The 15,046-nt window shown below is 60.8% G+C and carries 13 protein-coding genes and 2 pseudogenes; 5 read left to right on the top strand and 10 right to left on the bottom strand.

Annotation, left to right across the window (positions count from 1 at the left end; translation table 11 throughout):
• Positions 1–34: 34 nt before the first annotated feature.
• The 7 genes and pseudogenes from VSR34_RS32970 to VSR34_RS32940 form a co-directional block, all read right to left on the bottom strand.
• On the bottom strand, positions 35–898 hold the full coding sequence (locus tag VSR34_RS32970; protein ID WP_342964622.1) for an alpha/beta hydrolase: 864 nt from the start codon (positions 896–898) through the stop codon (positions 35–37).
• A gap of 23 nt (positions 899–921) precedes the next feature.
• Positions 922–1,908 carry an MDR family oxidoreductase gene (locus VSR34_RS32965; protein ID WP_342964592.1) on the bottom strand — a complete coding sequence of 329 codons (987 nt, stop codon included), beginning with the start codon at positions 1,906–1,908 and terminating at the stop codon, positions 922–924.
• Positions 1,909–1,997: 89 nt separating this feature from the next.
• Positions 1,998–2,168, bottom strand: a pseudogene (locus VSR34_RS32960) (TetR/AcrR family transcriptional regulator); the annotation flags it as partial.
• A 133-nt stretch (positions 2,169–2,301) separates the two neighbouring features.
• Positions 2,302–2,700 carry a helicase gene (locus tag VSR34_RS32955; protein WP_342964591.1) on the bottom strand — a complete coding sequence of 133 codons (399 nt, stop codon included), beginning with the start codon at positions 2,698–2,700 and terminating at the stop codon, positions 2,302–2,304.
• Positions 2,701–2,758: 58 nt separating this feature from the next.
• Positions 2,759–3,604 (bottom strand): alpha/beta hydrolase, encoded by an 846-nt coding sequence (locus VSR34_RS32950; RefSeq protein WP_342964590.1) that lies wholly within the window; start codon positions 3,602–3,604, stop codon positions 2,759–2,761.
• A gap of 232 nt (positions 3,605–3,836) precedes the next feature.
• Positions 3,837–4,625, bottom strand: coding sequence for an SDR family oxidoreductase (locus VSR34_RS32945; protein ID WP_342964589.1), 789 nt, complete (start codon positions 4,623–4,625; stop codon positions 3,837–3,839).
• Positions 4,626–4,678: 53 nt separating this feature from the next.
• Positions 4,679–5,761, bottom strand: coding sequence for an alkene reductase (locus tag VSR34_RS32940; protein WP_342964588.1), 1,083 nt, complete (start codon positions 5,759–5,761; stop codon positions 4,679–4,681).
• 129 nt (positions 5,762–5,890) lie between these two features.
• Here VSR34_RS32940 and VSR34_RS32935 point away from each other — a divergent pair, with 129 nt between their 5' ends.
• Positions 5,891–6,508 carry a TetR family transcriptional regulator gene (locus tag VSR34_RS32935; protein WP_342964587.1) on the top strand — a complete coding sequence of 206 codons (618 nt, stop codon included), beginning with the start codon at positions 5,891–5,893 and terminating at the stop codon, positions 6,506–6,508.
• 581 nt (positions 6,509–7,089) lie between these two features.
• Here the strand turns inward: VSR34_RS32935 and VSR34_RS32930 are convergent.
• The 3 genes from VSR34_RS32930 to VSR34_RS32920 are packed head-to-tail and all read right to left on the bottom strand — an operon-like array spanning position 7,090 to position 11,015.
• A complete protein-coding gene (locus VSR34_RS32930) occupies positions 7,090–8,079 on the bottom strand; it encodes an alpha/beta hydrolase (RefSeq protein WP_342964586.1) in 990 nt (329 codons plus the stop codon).
• Between the two features lie 40 nt (positions 8,080–8,119).
• A complete protein-coding gene (locus VSR34_RS32925; RefSeq protein WP_342964585.1) occupies positions 8,120–9,385 on the bottom strand; it encodes an NADH:flavin oxidoreductase/NADH oxidase family protein in 1,266 nt (421 codons plus the stop codon).
• Positions 9,360–11,015, bottom strand: a complete 1,656-nt coding sequence (locus tag VSR34_RS32920; RefSeq protein WP_342964584.1) for a GMC family oxidoreductase — start codon at positions 11,013–11,015, stop codon at positions 9,360–9,362. Before VSR34_RS32920 ends, VSR34_RS32925 begins: the two co-directional genes overlap by 26 nt.
• A gap of 839 nt (positions 11,016–11,854) precedes the next feature.
• Here VSR34_RS32920 and VSR34_RS32915 point away from each other — a divergent pair.
• The 4 genes and pseudogenes from VSR34_RS32915 to VSR34_RS32900 form a co-directional block, all read left to right on the top strand.
• Complete coding sequence (locus tag VSR34_RS32915) at positions 11,855–12,529, top strand: winged helix-turn-helix transcriptional regulator (RefSeq protein ID WP_342964583.1); 675 nt, start codon at positions 11,855–11,857, stop codon at positions 12,527–12,529.
• Between the two features lie 127 nt (positions 12,530–12,656).
• The gene (locus VSR34_RS32910) at positions 12,657–12,911 is read left to right on the top strand and encodes a hypothetical protein (protein WP_342964582.1); all 255 of its coding nucleotides are present in this window, start codon (positions 12,657–12,659) and stop codon (positions 12,909–12,911) included.
• Positions 12,912–13,802: 891 nt separating this feature from the next.
• Entirely contained in the window at positions 13,803–14,531 is a 729-nt protein-coding gene (locus tag VSR34_RS32905) for an OmpW family outer membrane protein (RefSeq protein ID WP_342964581.1), read from the top strand.
• Between the two features lie 71 nt (positions 14,532–14,602).
• A pseudogene (locus VSR34_RS32900) lies at positions 14,603–14,756 on the top strand (IS6 family transposase); the annotation flags it as partial.
• Positions 14,757–15,046: the final 290 nt, after the last annotated feature.

Raw genomic sequence — 15,046 nt, 5'->3', positions numbered from 1 at the left:
ATGGGGACTTCATCTGTCGCTGACCGCGAAGGATTCATTGCGCCAGGAACTCCAGTGCTTTGATCACGAAGTCGGTGTGATACTGAAAGATGCCTCCGTGCCCGGCGTCCTGGTAAATGACGAGCTGCGCGTTGGGAATGCGACGGGCCATGTCATGGCTCAATGCGGTGGGCACCATGATGTCGTTGTCCCCATTGGCGATCAGGACAGGCATGTGCAGGCGGGTGAGGTCCTGCGGCGCCTGCCGGCCCCAGGCCTTGATCGCCTTGAGCTGGCGAAGCAAGGCGCGGAGTGTCGGCCCCTTGTCGCGCCCCGCCTTGCGTTCCTTGAGCCTCTTCAGGAATGCGCTTGCTGCCAGCCGGCCGTTGGCGGAGGGGGTGAAGAACAGATAGGTCTTGGGATCGCGCATCGTCACCAGGCCCTTGAGCATCAGCGGCCAGGACATGGCCCCCACGCGATCGATCCCTTGGCCGCCTGCGGGCCCCGTACCCGTGAGGATGAGCCTGTGCACCAGGTCCGGCGCCTTTAGCGCCACGTCCTGCGCCACGAAGCCGCCGAGCGAAAAGCCGAGCAGATCGACCTGATCGAAACCCATCGCGCGAATCAGCGCGATTGTGTCGCGCGCCATCTCGTCCACGGTTACCGGCGCGAGGCCGCCAGATAAACCGATTCCGCGGTAGTCGATTGCGATGATGCGATGCTTGCGAACCAAGCCATCGACGATGCGCGGGTCGAAGTTGTCCAGCACGGCACCCCAGTGGTTCAGCAGGACAAGAGGCGTACCGCCGTGCTGGCCCAGTTCGCGGTAAGCGAAGGTTGTTCCAGCTGCCTTCACCAGCCTATTCTGTGCCTGGGCAAAGGACGTTGCCACTTGAGTATCCTGGTTGAAACCAGTCATCTTCGATTCCTTGGGTTCGACCTTCACGCGTTGACGTCAACGACGGTGCGGCCACGCACCTGGCCCTGAAGTACCGCATCTGCAACGCCAGGCACTTCGGCCAGGCCAACCACCTGGGTAGCGCGTGCGAGCTTTCCGGGGTCCAGGTCGGTGGCCAGACGTGCCCACGCTTCCAGCCGCACGTCCTGCGGCGCGTTGACCGAGTCGATGCCGGCCAGGGTCACGTTGCGCAGGATGAAGGGCAACACCGAGCCGGGCAGGTCCGCGCCCTGCGCGAGCCCGAAGGCTGCCACCGCGCCGCGGTAGCAGGTCTGCGCCAGCACGTTGGCCAGTGTGTGGCTACCCACCGAGTCGATCGCTCCTGCCCAGCGTTCCCTGGCGATCGATGCGCCCGGCCCGGAAAGCGTGCTGCGATCGATGACCTCAACCGCACCCAGTTCGCGCAGGTAGACCGTTTCCTCCAGCCGTCCGGTCGAAGCGACCACCCGATACCCCAGCCGGGATAGCAAAGCGATGGCGATGGACCCGGCCCCGCCGCCGGCCCCGGTCACAAGCACATCGCCTTTGTCCGGCGTCACTCCTGCATGCTCCAGCGCGAGCACGGACAGCATCGCGGTGTACCCCGCCGTGCCGATCGACATGGCCTCGCGCGTCGAAAAGACGTCCGGCAGCTTGACTAGCCACTTGCCGCTGACGCGCGCCTTCTGCGCGAAACCGCCATGGTGGGTTTGACTCAGGCCCCAACCATTGGCGACAACGCGGTCGCCCACCGCGAACCCTGCGTGCGATGACGCCTCCACGATGCCTGAAAAGTCGATGCCCGGAATCAGTGGGAACTGACGGATCACTGGCGCGCGGCCGCTGACCGCCATCGCGTCCTTGTAGTTCACCGTCGAATAGTCGATCGCGACAGTGACGTCGCCTGGCATCAGATCGGCTTCATCGAAGTCGACCAGGGCAGTGGAAATCACATCGCCAGTTTTGGTGGCCAGCAGCGCCTTGAATGTCATGGTCAATTCTCCGTTTGGGGCACGCGTTTCATATGTCAAGCATCATGCTGAAGGGTAAAAAAAGCAGGTGAAACTCAATCCGCTGCTGGGTGCGCGTAGAACCCACCGTGAGTGAGGCCGGCCTCTCTCATGATTTTCGCAATGCCGATGCCGTCATAACCGCATCGGCGGATCGCGTGCGCGCCAGCTTCCACGATGCGCTCGTGTGTGGCTTCCTTCGATCGGATTGTGGATCGTTTCTTATGACGTTCGTCAGCGATGAGATTCTGATCACGAGCCCTCGCGCTCAATTGCGCGCCCGCGGGAGCCCGAAAGGCTTTCCTGTCGCTGTTGACAGAAGACCTCAGGAACGCTGACAACGGAAGGTTCAGCAGAGCCGGGGTCACGGACGACTCAGAAAACGGTGCGGTCGTATGGCGAGACGACTTTCGGGGGCTGCAGGAATGCCGTCAGGCCCTGAAACCACATCACTTCGTGGAAGTCGCCGCTGATGGTCAAGTCCTTGCTGCCGAGGCTCCGGATGAAGGCCGCCTGGCTGTCCTTGGCCGACAGGATCTCGAAGCCTTTCGCGGCACTCTTGAAGCTGAGAGTGAACTGGGGGTTCGCCGTCAGTCCCGCAAAAGATCGGATAACGCCATCGCGGATGACGTAATGACGACCGACGCCGGAAACCGTGCGAATCTGAAACACCAAGGTCTTGCCCGCGACGTAACGCGCACAGTTGGGATTGTTTTTGATCTGTCGCTTCAGGATCTGGGCAAACGCCCACAGCAGAAATTTGAACTTGAACATGGCGGCCAACCTGGAAACATGATGTAAATGCGAGTTCGGGCGAACACTGCCGTCGCCGTCACTCGGCAAGAAACTGCTCAACGTGATATAGGAAGCGCTGCGGGTGCTGAAACTGTGCAGCGTGCCCCGAGTCCGCGTAGATGAACAACTGGGCGTTCGGCAGGTTGCGGACCATATAGAACGAGTTGACCGTCGGGATCATCACGTCGTTTACGCCGTTGAGGATGAACGTGGGCTGCTGAATGCCGCGCAGGTAGGCGAATGGATCGTCTTCCGAGAGTCTTGGCAGATACAGCATGTTGGCCTCGATCTGCGCTTTCGCGACCTCCGCGGAAGACGGGGGGTCCTGGTCGGCGCGCTGATGACGCCGTTCCCAGAACTCGCGCGCTGCCTGCTCAGCTTGCGCCGATCGGCCGAAGAACAGGTAGAGAAAGTCTTCGAAGACTGGGACAGGGTTGACGGCCGTGCTCAGCACGCGCGGTTCCATGTCGGGGTCGCCGCCTCGAGGGCCGGTGCCCAGAAGCATCAGTTTGCGCACCAGTTCAGGATGGCGCCGGGTCAGATCCAGCGCCTGGAAGCCACCCAGCGAAAAGCCTAGAACGTCGACCTGCTGCAAGCCCAGCACGCGAACGAAGGCGGCTGCGTCATCGGCCATGTCCTCAATGCGTGTGCGTGGTTGACCGCCGGACGAAGCGATGCCGCGGCCGTTGTAGAGGATGACTTCGCGACCTTCTGCGAGACCGTCCGTTATCAATGGGTCCCAGTGGTCCATGCCGCCGCGGAAGTGCTGCAGAAACAGCACAGGCGGCTGTGAGGAGGCGGTGTTACCCCAGCGGCGGTAGGCGAATCGAGTACCGTCGACCTCTACGAAGCGGGTGGGCGTGGTGATGTGAGTATCAGTCATGTGGTTACCATTTGAGAGGCTGAGAGCCACGGTGCTGGTCTGGTTGCGGGACCTTCCCAGGTTTACTGCGCCAGAGATGCCAGCGCTCTGCGCACGAAGCCCTAACGGGGCTTCGCCCCGCTGGCCGCAGCGAACGGTGAAACAAGCGCCGCGGACAGTTCAAGGAGGAAAACAATGGTTATCGGTCGACGAGGCATGGCCTGGCTTTCGAGTCAGACAGAATCCGCCGTGGTCAGGCTTCTGGCCGATAGCGCTCAGCCGCATGCGCTTGTCGAATGTCCGACACGAGTCCTTGACGCGCGCCGTCCAGCGCCTCCCAGCGGCCGGCCACATGCAGCGGGGGGATGGTGACCGGTTCGCGGCGATCGTAGCCGACCAGTGCCGCATCGACCAGTTCGCCGACTTCCATCACCTCGGTAAGCGCATTGACGTCGATGCCGGCACGCTCCCAGATCTCCGTGCGGGTCGCCGCCGGCAACACCGCCTGTACGTAGACGCCCTTGGGCAACAACTCCAGGTTCAGTCCCTGCGACAGGAACAGCACGAAGGCCTTGGTGGCGCCGTAGATCGACATGCCGAATTCGGGCGCGAAACCCACCACCGAGCCAATGTTGACGATCGCGCCAGTACCAGACTGCACAAAGCGCGGAGCGACCGCGGCTGCGAGCCGCGTGAGCGCCGTGGTGTTGAGCGCGATCAGGCGCTCGATGCCCTCGGCCGTCTGCTGGACGAAGCCGCCTGACTGGGCCATGCCGGCGTTGTTAATCAGGATGCCTATGCGAGTGTCGTCGCGCAGGCGAGTCTCGACCGCAGCCAGGTCGGCGGGCTGGGTGAGGTCGGCCTGCAGCACCTGGACGGCCACACCGCTTTGTTCACGCAGGCGCGCGGCCAGCGCATCGAGGCGCGCCTTGTCGCGTGCAACCAGCACGAGGTCGTGGCCGCGACCGGCGAAGCGCTCGGCGTAGATCGCGCCGATGCCAGAAGAGGCGCCGGTGATAAGAACAGTCGGAAGTGTGGTCATGGGTTATTTGCTTTGCCAGGGTCGCTCTGGCGGGGGTGCAAGCAGCGCGCGCCTCAGGCGGCGATGGTCGGGTAGTCGGTGTAGCCAGCAGCGCCGCCACCATAGAGCGTGGCGAAGTCGGGCTGCGCCAGCGGTGCGCCGGTCTTCAGGCGCTCGACCAGATCGGGGTTGCTGATAAAAGGACGGCCGAAGGCGAACAGGTCTGCCTTGCCCTCGTTGAGGCTGGCCGTAGCAAGTTCCAGGTCGTAGCCGTTGTTGGCCAGGTAGGTTTGCTTGAACCGGCCGCGCAGCGCGCCGTAGTCGAATGGTGCGACGTCGCGCGGGCCGCCGGTAGCACCCTCGACCACATGCAGGTAGACGATGCCCAGCGCGCTAAGCTGCCCGGCGATGTAGTCGTACTGCGGCTGAGGATCGCTGCTCGACATGCCGTTTGCGGGCGACACGGGCGAGATGCGCACCCCGGTGCGCTCAGCGCCGATTTCTTCCACCACGGCGGCGACGACTTCCAGCAACAGGCGCGCGCGATTCTCGATCGAGCCGCCGTAGGCGTCAGTGCGCTGGTTGGCCCCGTCTTTGATGAACTGCTCCAGCAGATAGCCGTTGGCGCCGTGGATCTCTACGCCGTCGAAGCCGGCTGCAATGGCGTTCGCCGCAGCCTGGCGGAAGTCGTTCACGATGCCCGGCAGTTCGGCGAGTTCCAGAGCCCGCGGTTCGGAGACGTCGGCAAATCCGTTGTTCACGAAGGTCTTGGTCGCTGCACGGATGGCCGACGGTGCGACCGGCGCAGCGCCGCCCGGCTGCAGATCGACGTGCGCAACACGGCCGACGTGCCAGAGTTGCGCGAAGATGCGCCCACCCTTGGCATGCACAGCCTCGGTGACCGTGCGCCAGCCAGCGATCTGCTCGAGTGTGTACAAGCCGGGGGTGTCCTGATAGCCCTGGGCTTGTGCCGACACCTGAGTGGCCTCCGTGATGATCAGGCCGGCCGAGGCACGCTGCGCGTAATAGGTCGCAGCCAGTTCACTGGGCACCAGCCCCGCGCCCGCGCGGTTGCGGGTCAGCGGCGCCATGACAAAGCGATTGGCGAGGGTCAGGCGGCCCAAGGCGTAGGGCTCGAAAAGCGTCTTATCGGTCATGTTGCGTCAGGTTCGAGGTTGGAAACAGGATCAATAATGACGATCATAATCAAAACTGTCAATGTTTTGATTATGATCGTCATCAATGTATAATGAAGCCTTCACACATGAACCCATCGTGGCCAGACCATGAAGATCACCAAGGCACAGGCGCAGGCCAACCGGGAGCACGTTGTCGAGACGGCGTCCAGGCTGTTTCGGGAGCGCGGCTACGACGGGATTGGCGTTGCCGATCTGATGGCCGCCGCCGGCTTCACCCACGGCGGCTTTTACAAGCAGTTCCGCTCCAAGGCCGACCTGATGGGGGAATCGGCGGCCTGCGGCATCGCGCAGACCGTGGCGCTGAGCGCGGGTGTCAACGCGCCGGAGTTCGTGCGGTATTACCTTTCCCGCGAGCACCGCGACACCCGCGCGACCGGCTGCACGATGGCCGCACTCGGCGGGGATGCCGCGCGTCAGCCGGAAGCGGTTCGCGCCACGTTTGCGGCGGGCATTGAAAGCCTGCTGGCGGCGCTGTCCCCCGAGGGCACTGCGTCGGACGGCGTGGATGCGGGACGGGCGCGAGCCCAGTCCCTTGACATACTGGCGCACGCGGTGGGCGCCATCGTCATGTCACGGGCCTGTCCGGACGACTCGCCGCTGGCCGACGAAATCCTCGCGGTTTGCCGCGACAAAATTCTCGCGTCACTGAGTTCGCCCGCGACAGCGCCCAATCACAGTAACGACAACTCCGCCCAGCCGAAGTGATACGGACACAAACGGCCGACTGGAAGTCGCTGGGACTCATGGAGCACAAACCATCAGAAAGCCAACGAGCCCCCTGCGGAACCGATTATCGTTCTTGCCGTTGACCTCTGGCTCTCGGCTCCAAACGGTCCATGACCCAATCGTGGATAGCCATTAGCATTCCAAGATCGAGTTCATTCGGGTCGGTCGCCCCGAAATAGTGAACCCACTTTTCAAAAATATTGGCCTGCCCCCCGGAATATACGAGGCAACGACTTTCCGTTTTATTCAGCAGAATTTCCTCCATCAATCACCTCATTAGGAACGTTAGGCGGCATTTCCACAACAAATATCCAGAATATTAGGACTACCCAGATTGGCACACTTCAGTATTCTCTTACGAAAGTCGTTTCTCCGTTTCCGGCCTCAGGAACTCTGTTAGGCTCCGTATTAGATTGCCAAGTATGAGTATGAAATTCCTATTGTTCGGCGCGAGCAGCCGAACAAGAAGGCTATTGCATCAAAACTTCAAACGTGCTCTTCGCCCGTCCGGCACGCTGCATGCGGCGATCGCGCGCCCGGGTGGGCGCTTTCTTCAAAGCTTATTGAGCAAGGAACTCTAACGCCTTGGGCACAAAGTCCGCGTAGAACTGAAACACCGCGCCGTGGCCGGAATCAGGGTAGATGAGGAGCTTGCTGTTCGGCAGGCGCCGCACCAAGTCTTCCGAGTTCTTGCTTGGGACCATCCGATCGCTATCGCCGTTGACAACGAACACCGGGTTCTGCACCAACGACAGGTTCTCTGGCTCTTTCCGGCCCCAGGCGCGAATCGCCTCCAATTGCGCCAGAAACGCGGCCACGGAGATTTTCTTGTCACGGTTCTCCGAGCGCTCGTTCAAACGAGCCAGGAACGCTTTGCCAGCATCGATACCGGTGGGCGTATGGGCGAAGAACAGATACTGCTTCGGATCCTGGCCGGTGAAGAAGCCTCGGAGCATATCGTAGAAGGTTACGCCGGTCACGGCACTGATGCCTTCGCCACCAGCGGGACCAGTCCCCGCGAGAATAATCTTGCGGACAAGTTGCGGCTCCTTGAGCACGATTTCCTGGGCGACCATGCCGCCCATCGAAAAACCAAAAAGATCTACCTGCTTGAACCCCATAGTCTTGATGAAGGCGATGGCGTCGTCAGCCATCTGCTCAATCGAATTCGACGGTGAGCCACTGGTAGCGCCGACGCCTCGATTGTCGAACGTGACCACATGATGCTCCGCCGCAATGCCGTCCACCACCCGCGGGTCCAAATTATCCAGCACGGCAGCCAGGTGGATAAGGAGGATTACCGGCGTGCCGCCATGGTTTTTCCCAAGTTCCCGATACGCGAAGTCCACTTCCCCTGCCCTGATGGTCTGCGTTGGCACGTCTTTCCAGCTGACCCCGAGTTCCTGCTGGAGTGGCGACGAACTCATCATCGCGCTATCTGGTGAAACCTCGGCCGCGCGCACTGTCGATGAGATGATAGTTGCTGCCAGGGCGAGCCCCAGGATGCTCGCCTTCAGTGAATGACGCATTGCATTGATCTCCATGATCATTATTTTGATGAAGGTGATAGTGGAAAGGTCGTGTCAGCAATCAAGCCCGCATGCGTTTGGTGCGATATTTGCCCCAACTGCTATCCGCCATGCTTTTGAGGAAGGCCATCAGGCCGCTTTCGCTGGGGCGGGGATTGCCTCCCCCGGCAATGCGTTTGAGTTGTCGCGTGTACCACAGGACTTCCATGATCCCCATGCGGTCCACAGGTTTAATCCCCGTGGTGATCGGCCGTACGCGCTGCGGGCTGTCTCGACCTTGCAGCAAAGCTGCAGGCGCATCGGGGTCGATCGCGAGCAGTCGTGCCAGGCCAACAACGTCCAGTGCCCCGGAACGCAGTGCAGCGTTCATGCCGTCGGCAGTGCGGAAGCCCCCGGTGACCATTAGCGGTACCTGGATCCTTTTGCGCACTTTTTCCGCGAACTCCAGAAAGTACGCTTCGCGAGCTGCTGTGGAGGCCTTTCCTGGCTTCTGGTAGGCTCCGCTCATGGCCGGCGCTTCGTAGGTTCCGCCGGAGACCTCAATGAGATCGATGCCGGCCTCGACAAGCGCCTGGATGGTCGCCATCGACTCCTCTTCGGTGAAACCGCCCCGCTGAAAGTCGGCTGAATTTAGCTTGATGCCCACCGGGAAATCGGTGCCCACCTGGCGGCGAATCTCGGCGTAGACAGCCATCAGGAAGCGACGCCGGTTCTCGGGGCTACCGCCCCATTCATCAGAGCGATGGTTGTGGTGAGGTGACAGGAACTGACTGATCAGATAGCCGTGGGCGCCGTGGATCTGCACGCCGCTGAAGCCGGCTCTCTTGCAGATGGCAGCGCTGCGCCCAAAGCGCTGGATGATGTCGCGAATCTCGGCAACGGTGGCCTCCCGTGGGGTCTCAAAGAATGCGGCCATGTCTTCGCGAAACGGAATTGCCGATGGCGAGAGATTGCTGGCGTTCAGGCCCTTGGGCGACTGTTTGCCGGGATGGTTGAGTTGGACCCACAGGGCCGCACCCTGCTCGGTTGCCGCGCGGGCCCATTGTTTCAGGACGAGCATGTCTGATTCGTCCTCGATCACGACGTTGCCCGGCTCGCCCAACGCGCGGCGGTCAATCATCACGTTACCGGTCAGGAGCAGGCCAAGGCCGGAAGCGGCCCAGCGCCGGTACAACTCGACGAGTCTGGGTGTCGCATGGTTGTCGTAAGTGCCCAGCGTCTCGCTCATGGACGACTTGGCGAGACGGTTGCGGAGCACGCTGCCATTAGGCAGGCGCAACGGCTGGTTCAGCAGGCTCGAGCTAGATGGTGACGGATTGGTGGCCATGGGGAGTACTCGGAAGAATAGTTGCAGGGGGCAATTTCGCCGGAATGTGGGACATCGCGTGCTCGGTCAGCGCAGTAATGGTCAGGCTGGGGTTCACGCCAAGGTTGGAGCTGAGCATCGAGCCGTCGCAGACCAGCAGATTCTGATAACCGAAGACGCGGTTCTGCACATCCATCACGCCGCGCTCGGGAGAGTCCGCCATCGCGCACCCGCCCATGCAATGCGCCGTCGTGGGGATGTTGAACAGGATCTCAGTGAGCAAGGTCATAGGGATGCCGCCTAAAGCCTTTGCGCCCTTTTCCACAAAGGTATTGGCCTCAGGGATGAAGGTGGGAATCGGACCGCCCTGACTGCACAGCTGTTTTGCAAACGGCCAATACCAGCGGCGCTTGAACTGCATGTTGATGATTGCGTCCACAGTCTGCATCACAACGAACAGGACTGTCTGGCGCGCAAACCCGAAAGGGTTGTGCACGCGCATCGCTTTCAGCGGATGAGTTAGCAGCGTCCATAGCCAGGTAAAAATCCGCGACCACCCGGCACGACCACCAGACAGCAACGTCATCATCAGACCGGTCGCGTCCGAACCTTCCGGGTAACGCACCGCGCCTATATGTGTATGCTCGTCAATGTAGACGCCAGCGCCGCCCGCCACGCCGGGCGACATGCTCTTGTCTTTCGCTGGAAAGCGCACACCGACGAGGGACTCAGCATTGGTGCGCACACGTTTGCCAAGGTCGTCGCTGATGCGCGGCAGGGAGCCGCTCTCCTTAAGGCGGAACAACAGTTCCATCGTGCCCAATGAAGAAGCGGAAAATACGACGCCGCGGCAGCGGAAGCTGCGCCGCTGCTTGTCGAACCACGCAGTTGAGCGTTCGGTGAACACCTCGTAGCCGTCGCTGCCGTCTTCCTTGCCGTTGAGCGGGCGCACGTCGACCACCCTGGTTTCGGCAAAGACCTGCGCGCCACGTTTTTCCGCGAAGTAGAGATAATTCTTGTCGAGCGTGTTCTTGGCGTTGTGCTTGCAACCCACCATGCAGCCGCCGCAACCTACGCAAGTCCCGCGCTCTGGACCTTCGCCGCCAAAGTAAGGATCCGGATAGCTTTTGCCGCCGGCCTCGCCTTTTGGCGCAAAGAAGGTTGCTACGCGGCCGTTGTGGAACGTGTTGCCTACGCCTTGCAAGTCCGCCATCTTCCTGAGCCGCAGATCCGCCTCGCCCAGCATCTTGTTCTCTGTTACACCCAGCATTCTTTCCGCCATGGCGTAGTACTGCGGCATGATGCCCTTCCAGTCGTTCAGGCCGGCCCACGAGCCCTCGTCCCACACCTTGTCAGAGGGCACCAGTAACGCATTCGCGTAGGTGATAGAACCGCCACCGACCGCGTTGCCCGTCAGAACCATCACGTGGCGGAAGATGCGCATGTTGTAGAAGCCGAACATTTTGAGCCCTGGCCGCCACATCCAGCGCCGCGCGTCCCAATTGGTCTTCGGAAAGTCCTCAGCCGTCCAACGGCGACCCATCTCCATCACGCCTACCGAATAGCCCTTTTCAGTCAACCGGCAGGCGGACACGCTACCGCCGAAACCGGATCCGATGACGATGTAATCGAAATCGTAGGAAGCGCTCATTGCAGGCACCCCGATGCGGCACCGGTGGCGTCTTCGACGTCGGCTTCAGCGTGCAAGATGTTCATGGTTTGTCTCCGTTGGTTTTAGTGGTCACGTAATTCATAGTCCAACTATCGCGCCACCTGGCGCTCATGCGATGTTGCGAAGCTCCCGCCGAAGGATCTTTCCCACAGTCGATTTCGGATGTACGTCCACAAGTTGGATAATCGGGTCTCCATAGACTTAATGCGAAGGCCTCATACAGTCGGGCCCGCTACCACACCGTGCTTGCCGGGTAGCAACGTCAGACGGAACCGTCCGAGTCAAAGGCTAAAGATGCACAAAGCCAAGCTACGCCCACCCATGTCACTATATCATTTGTATAGCGCTGTGACTATACAAATGATATAGTGACATGGGTGAGATGCACTACGAGCATCAAATCGGGGCCAAAAACGTGGGCCCGGTTACGACATTGACATCGCAGGAATCCGAGGCACGTCTGCCGTTCGGGTGGGCTGGCGCTGGGTATGGCGTCTCTTCCTGGGTAGCCGCGGCGATGAATGTTTATCTCGTCGCGGCGGCGATAGCGCGGCTCGTCAACCTATTCCGGGACGGACCGGCGCATGCACCGTGCAGGGGGCCCGCTGCGAAGTCTTCGATCATGGCTAGGCGAGCAGACGCCCGGCCGCTGATCCGCGATGGCTGGGCGCGACTCTTCACGGAACTTGACGTGTGCTACTGATGCAGGCAACCACGAAGGCGGCGCCGCAACATCTGATTACGATCGGGTTTGCGACGCGGATTTCCCGTTTGGTCCTCGACTGTCGAGTTCCACCCGTCTTCGCTTGAGCAGGGGCTTGTACAATATTGACATGCCAAACAAAACCTACGGCCAACTTTGCCCAATGGCCCGGGCATTAGACGTCCTCGGCGATCGTTGGACGCTACTCGTGATCCGCGAACTCCTGCTGGGTCCGAAGCGGTTCAAGGATCTGCTGGCGATCATGCCTGCCATGGGCGCAAACCGGCTGTCCGAGCGCCTGGCAATGCTGGTGGAGAGCGATGTCCTCCAACCGACCACGTTGCCAGCGCCCGCCGCAGCGCCAGCTTACGAACTGACGGAGTTGGGCGAACAATTGCGCAAGCCGGTGATCGCGCTTGGACTCTGGGGTCTGCGCCTGCCGGTCGACGAGCGCATCGATCCGTCAAGTGCGCGTGCGGAACTCATCGCACTGTGCTTGACGGGCTCAAGCGATCCGGCGTCAAGCGCCGGTTTGCGAGCCGTGTACGAGTTCCATGTGGGGGCGGAAGTTTTCCATGTCCCGGTGAACGACGGGAAGGTGCTGGTCCGCTCCGGTCCGAGCGCAGAGCCCACCGACCTTACGGTACAGTGCGACATGGAAACGTTCATGGCGCTGGCGCTGCGCCAGGTCACACCTGCACATGCGCTCCGCGAAGGGCGCGCAACCCTCTTACAAGGAAGCCGACAAGCGTTCACGCAGGTATTCAAGGTTCTCGAATACAAGCCCTGATGCGTCGGGCCGCCCTGCGTGCATCCGCGCACTGCGGATCGGACGTGGTGCGCGTGAGCGAGTCTTGTCCTGTCGACAGTGCGAGAGAATGCATCAAGCAGGCGACAACAGACGGTGTTGCCGCTGCATGTTGCCGAATTACGATCAGCCGTATATTCAGCCGGCCACACTGAACGCACTCGAAGCGGAACGCTGGCCTAGGCCGACGACTTCGTCGACGCTGGACATTAGCGATGGTGCATCGCTCGAAGGCGCTTTCAGGTTGATTGGCAGGCGCAATGCCAAAAGGCTCCATCTGCCGGCAAGCAATGCCGGCATCGCGCATGTCGACCCGTTCCGGCAAAAGCTGCTGCCCCACAGTCCTGCGCGTAACTTCACCTAAGCCCACAATCTGACCGGAGAGTCGCAAGGGATCCGCCCCCGCGACGTCGTGCCCGTCTCGTTCAGAAATTCAATAACGCCAGGGATCGAGCGAAGGCTCGCCGAGCATTCTGGCATTCTTCCTGGCTCACCGGATCACAACGCCCGGCCGTAATCTACTGAGCCGGATCGGCATGCCGCGCTCAGACAGGCTCGCCCTGCGGCAGTCGGCTGTGGTTTTCACTTACTATACATTTAATATAGTTTGCGTACTATACGCTTTGTATAGCGATACCGAACTATCCTCGGTATCGGATTTATAAATATGCACGTGCAAACGCGCCCGCCCGGTGTTTCCGACACCACCGGCAGGTAGGTGCCCCCACCCTTCCTCGACGCTTCCGAGTATGCGCCATGAGCAAATCCTACTCGCAGGACATGGTTTCGTTGATTCAGCCTCTGCGCCTGCCGAACGACGGCGTACTCCGAACCGCGCTCGCAAAGGCGTGAAACAGACGCTGGGCACCTTCGACAATCATCGGCGTTGAACGCCAAACGGGAGGCAATGATGGTCCAGGAAGGACGCTCTATCGCGCAAGCGATCGCAGCGGGCAGCTATCACCAGATCACCGTGTACCGCACGACCGAATCACGCCGCATTGTGCGTCACTACGATCCGCCTGGGTGCGAATCACTGGATGAGGCTATCGAGTGTTATCGCGGGCAATTTGGCACCTTGGGAGAAGGCTTCATCACAGAAGGTAGTCGAATTGCCGCGGGCTCGACTCGGGGCCGCTTTATCGAGGACGTTTGCGACGTGACAGAGCGCCTCCGGTAGCGCCCTCGCGTCCCGCCTCGCAGTTGCTTTGCCGTTTCACCTCATCACCATAAAGGTAAAACCGGAGGAGACAGGATGTTGCAAAAGGGAGTTTTTGCCGTTGCCACCGCACTGCTCACGTGCACGGCAGCCCAGGCGCAAAGAGCAGGAGATATCGTCGCGAACTTAGGTTGGTTCCATTTCGCGCCACAGGACTCGAGCGAACCACTCACAATAAACGCACTCGGCAGCAGCGTCACTGCGGCGGGCACCGGCACGTCGGTCGACAATGCCGATACGGTCGGGTTCGCCGCCACATACTTTATTACCGATCACATCGCCACCGCGGCGGTAGGTGGCATTCCGCCCAAGTTTCGGCTAACAGGCACCGGCGCGCTCAGCTCTCTTGGGCGGGCGGGCTCGGCATATGAGTGGAGTCCGACAATATTGCTGAAGTACTACTTCAACGATGCTACGAGCAACCTTCGACCATATCTTGCTGCGGGAGCGGCTTACGTCTGGTTTAGTGGCGCGAAACTTGAGCCGGCTGCGGCCAGCGGTGCGCTTTTATATTCGCCAACCCTTGGGACCGCTCTCGAGGGGCCGACTACCGTCAAGCTGAGCCACTCGTTTGCACCTGTGATCAACGCAGGCTTGACCTACAACATCAGCCAACATTGGTCGGTTGATGCCTCGCTTTCGTACATGTGGCTGTCCGTCCGGGCAACGCTGACAACGCAGTCGAAGCTGGGTACCGTGACCAGCAGTGCGAAGCTCAAGGTTAATCCCATCATTTCGTTTGTATCCATCGGATACAAGTTTTAGCACTCGTCCAATGCGTATGGGGCGTGAGATCGATCCCACGCCTCATACCTGTGCGTCGGCGCCGACTAGCAAGAAATTTCTGCCCAGCCGCAAAAGAGGATATCCCCGGACTGGCTAACGTCAGGGCCTGTGTTCGTAAAGGCGGCGGGCCGCCTAAACAATCGGGCCGAAAACAGTCATCAGCCTACATGTGGACGTGAGCGACGCATGCGGGGCTTTCCAGAGCGTGAGCGCAACCGCACTGTATTCACCTCTGCGACTTCCCAACGAGACGGACGGGAAACGACTCGATCCATCGTTCTTCACCGAGGCAATTGTTCACCTCTTCTACGATCACGAACGGCCCCGCGGCTGTCTCATCGCGTGCGTGCTCGCTGATGAGGCCAATTGGAGTTGCCCCTGTAACTCAGGACACTTGGACACCGTTAGGTTGATGACACCGCATGACGCCTGAACTCGCGAGGCGAGCGGTATTTCAGGGCTTTGTGCGGGTGGCGCTCATTGTAGTGTTCAAA

Source organism: Paraburkholderia sp. JHI2823, assembly GCF_038900695.1.
GTDB lineage: Bacteria > Pseudomonadota > Gammaproteobacteria > Burkholderiales > Burkholderiaceae > Paraburkholderia > Paraburkholderia mimosarum.
The sequence above is the reverse complement of the archived record's forward strand: the minus strand, read 5'-3'. Positions and strand labels throughout refer to the sequence as shown.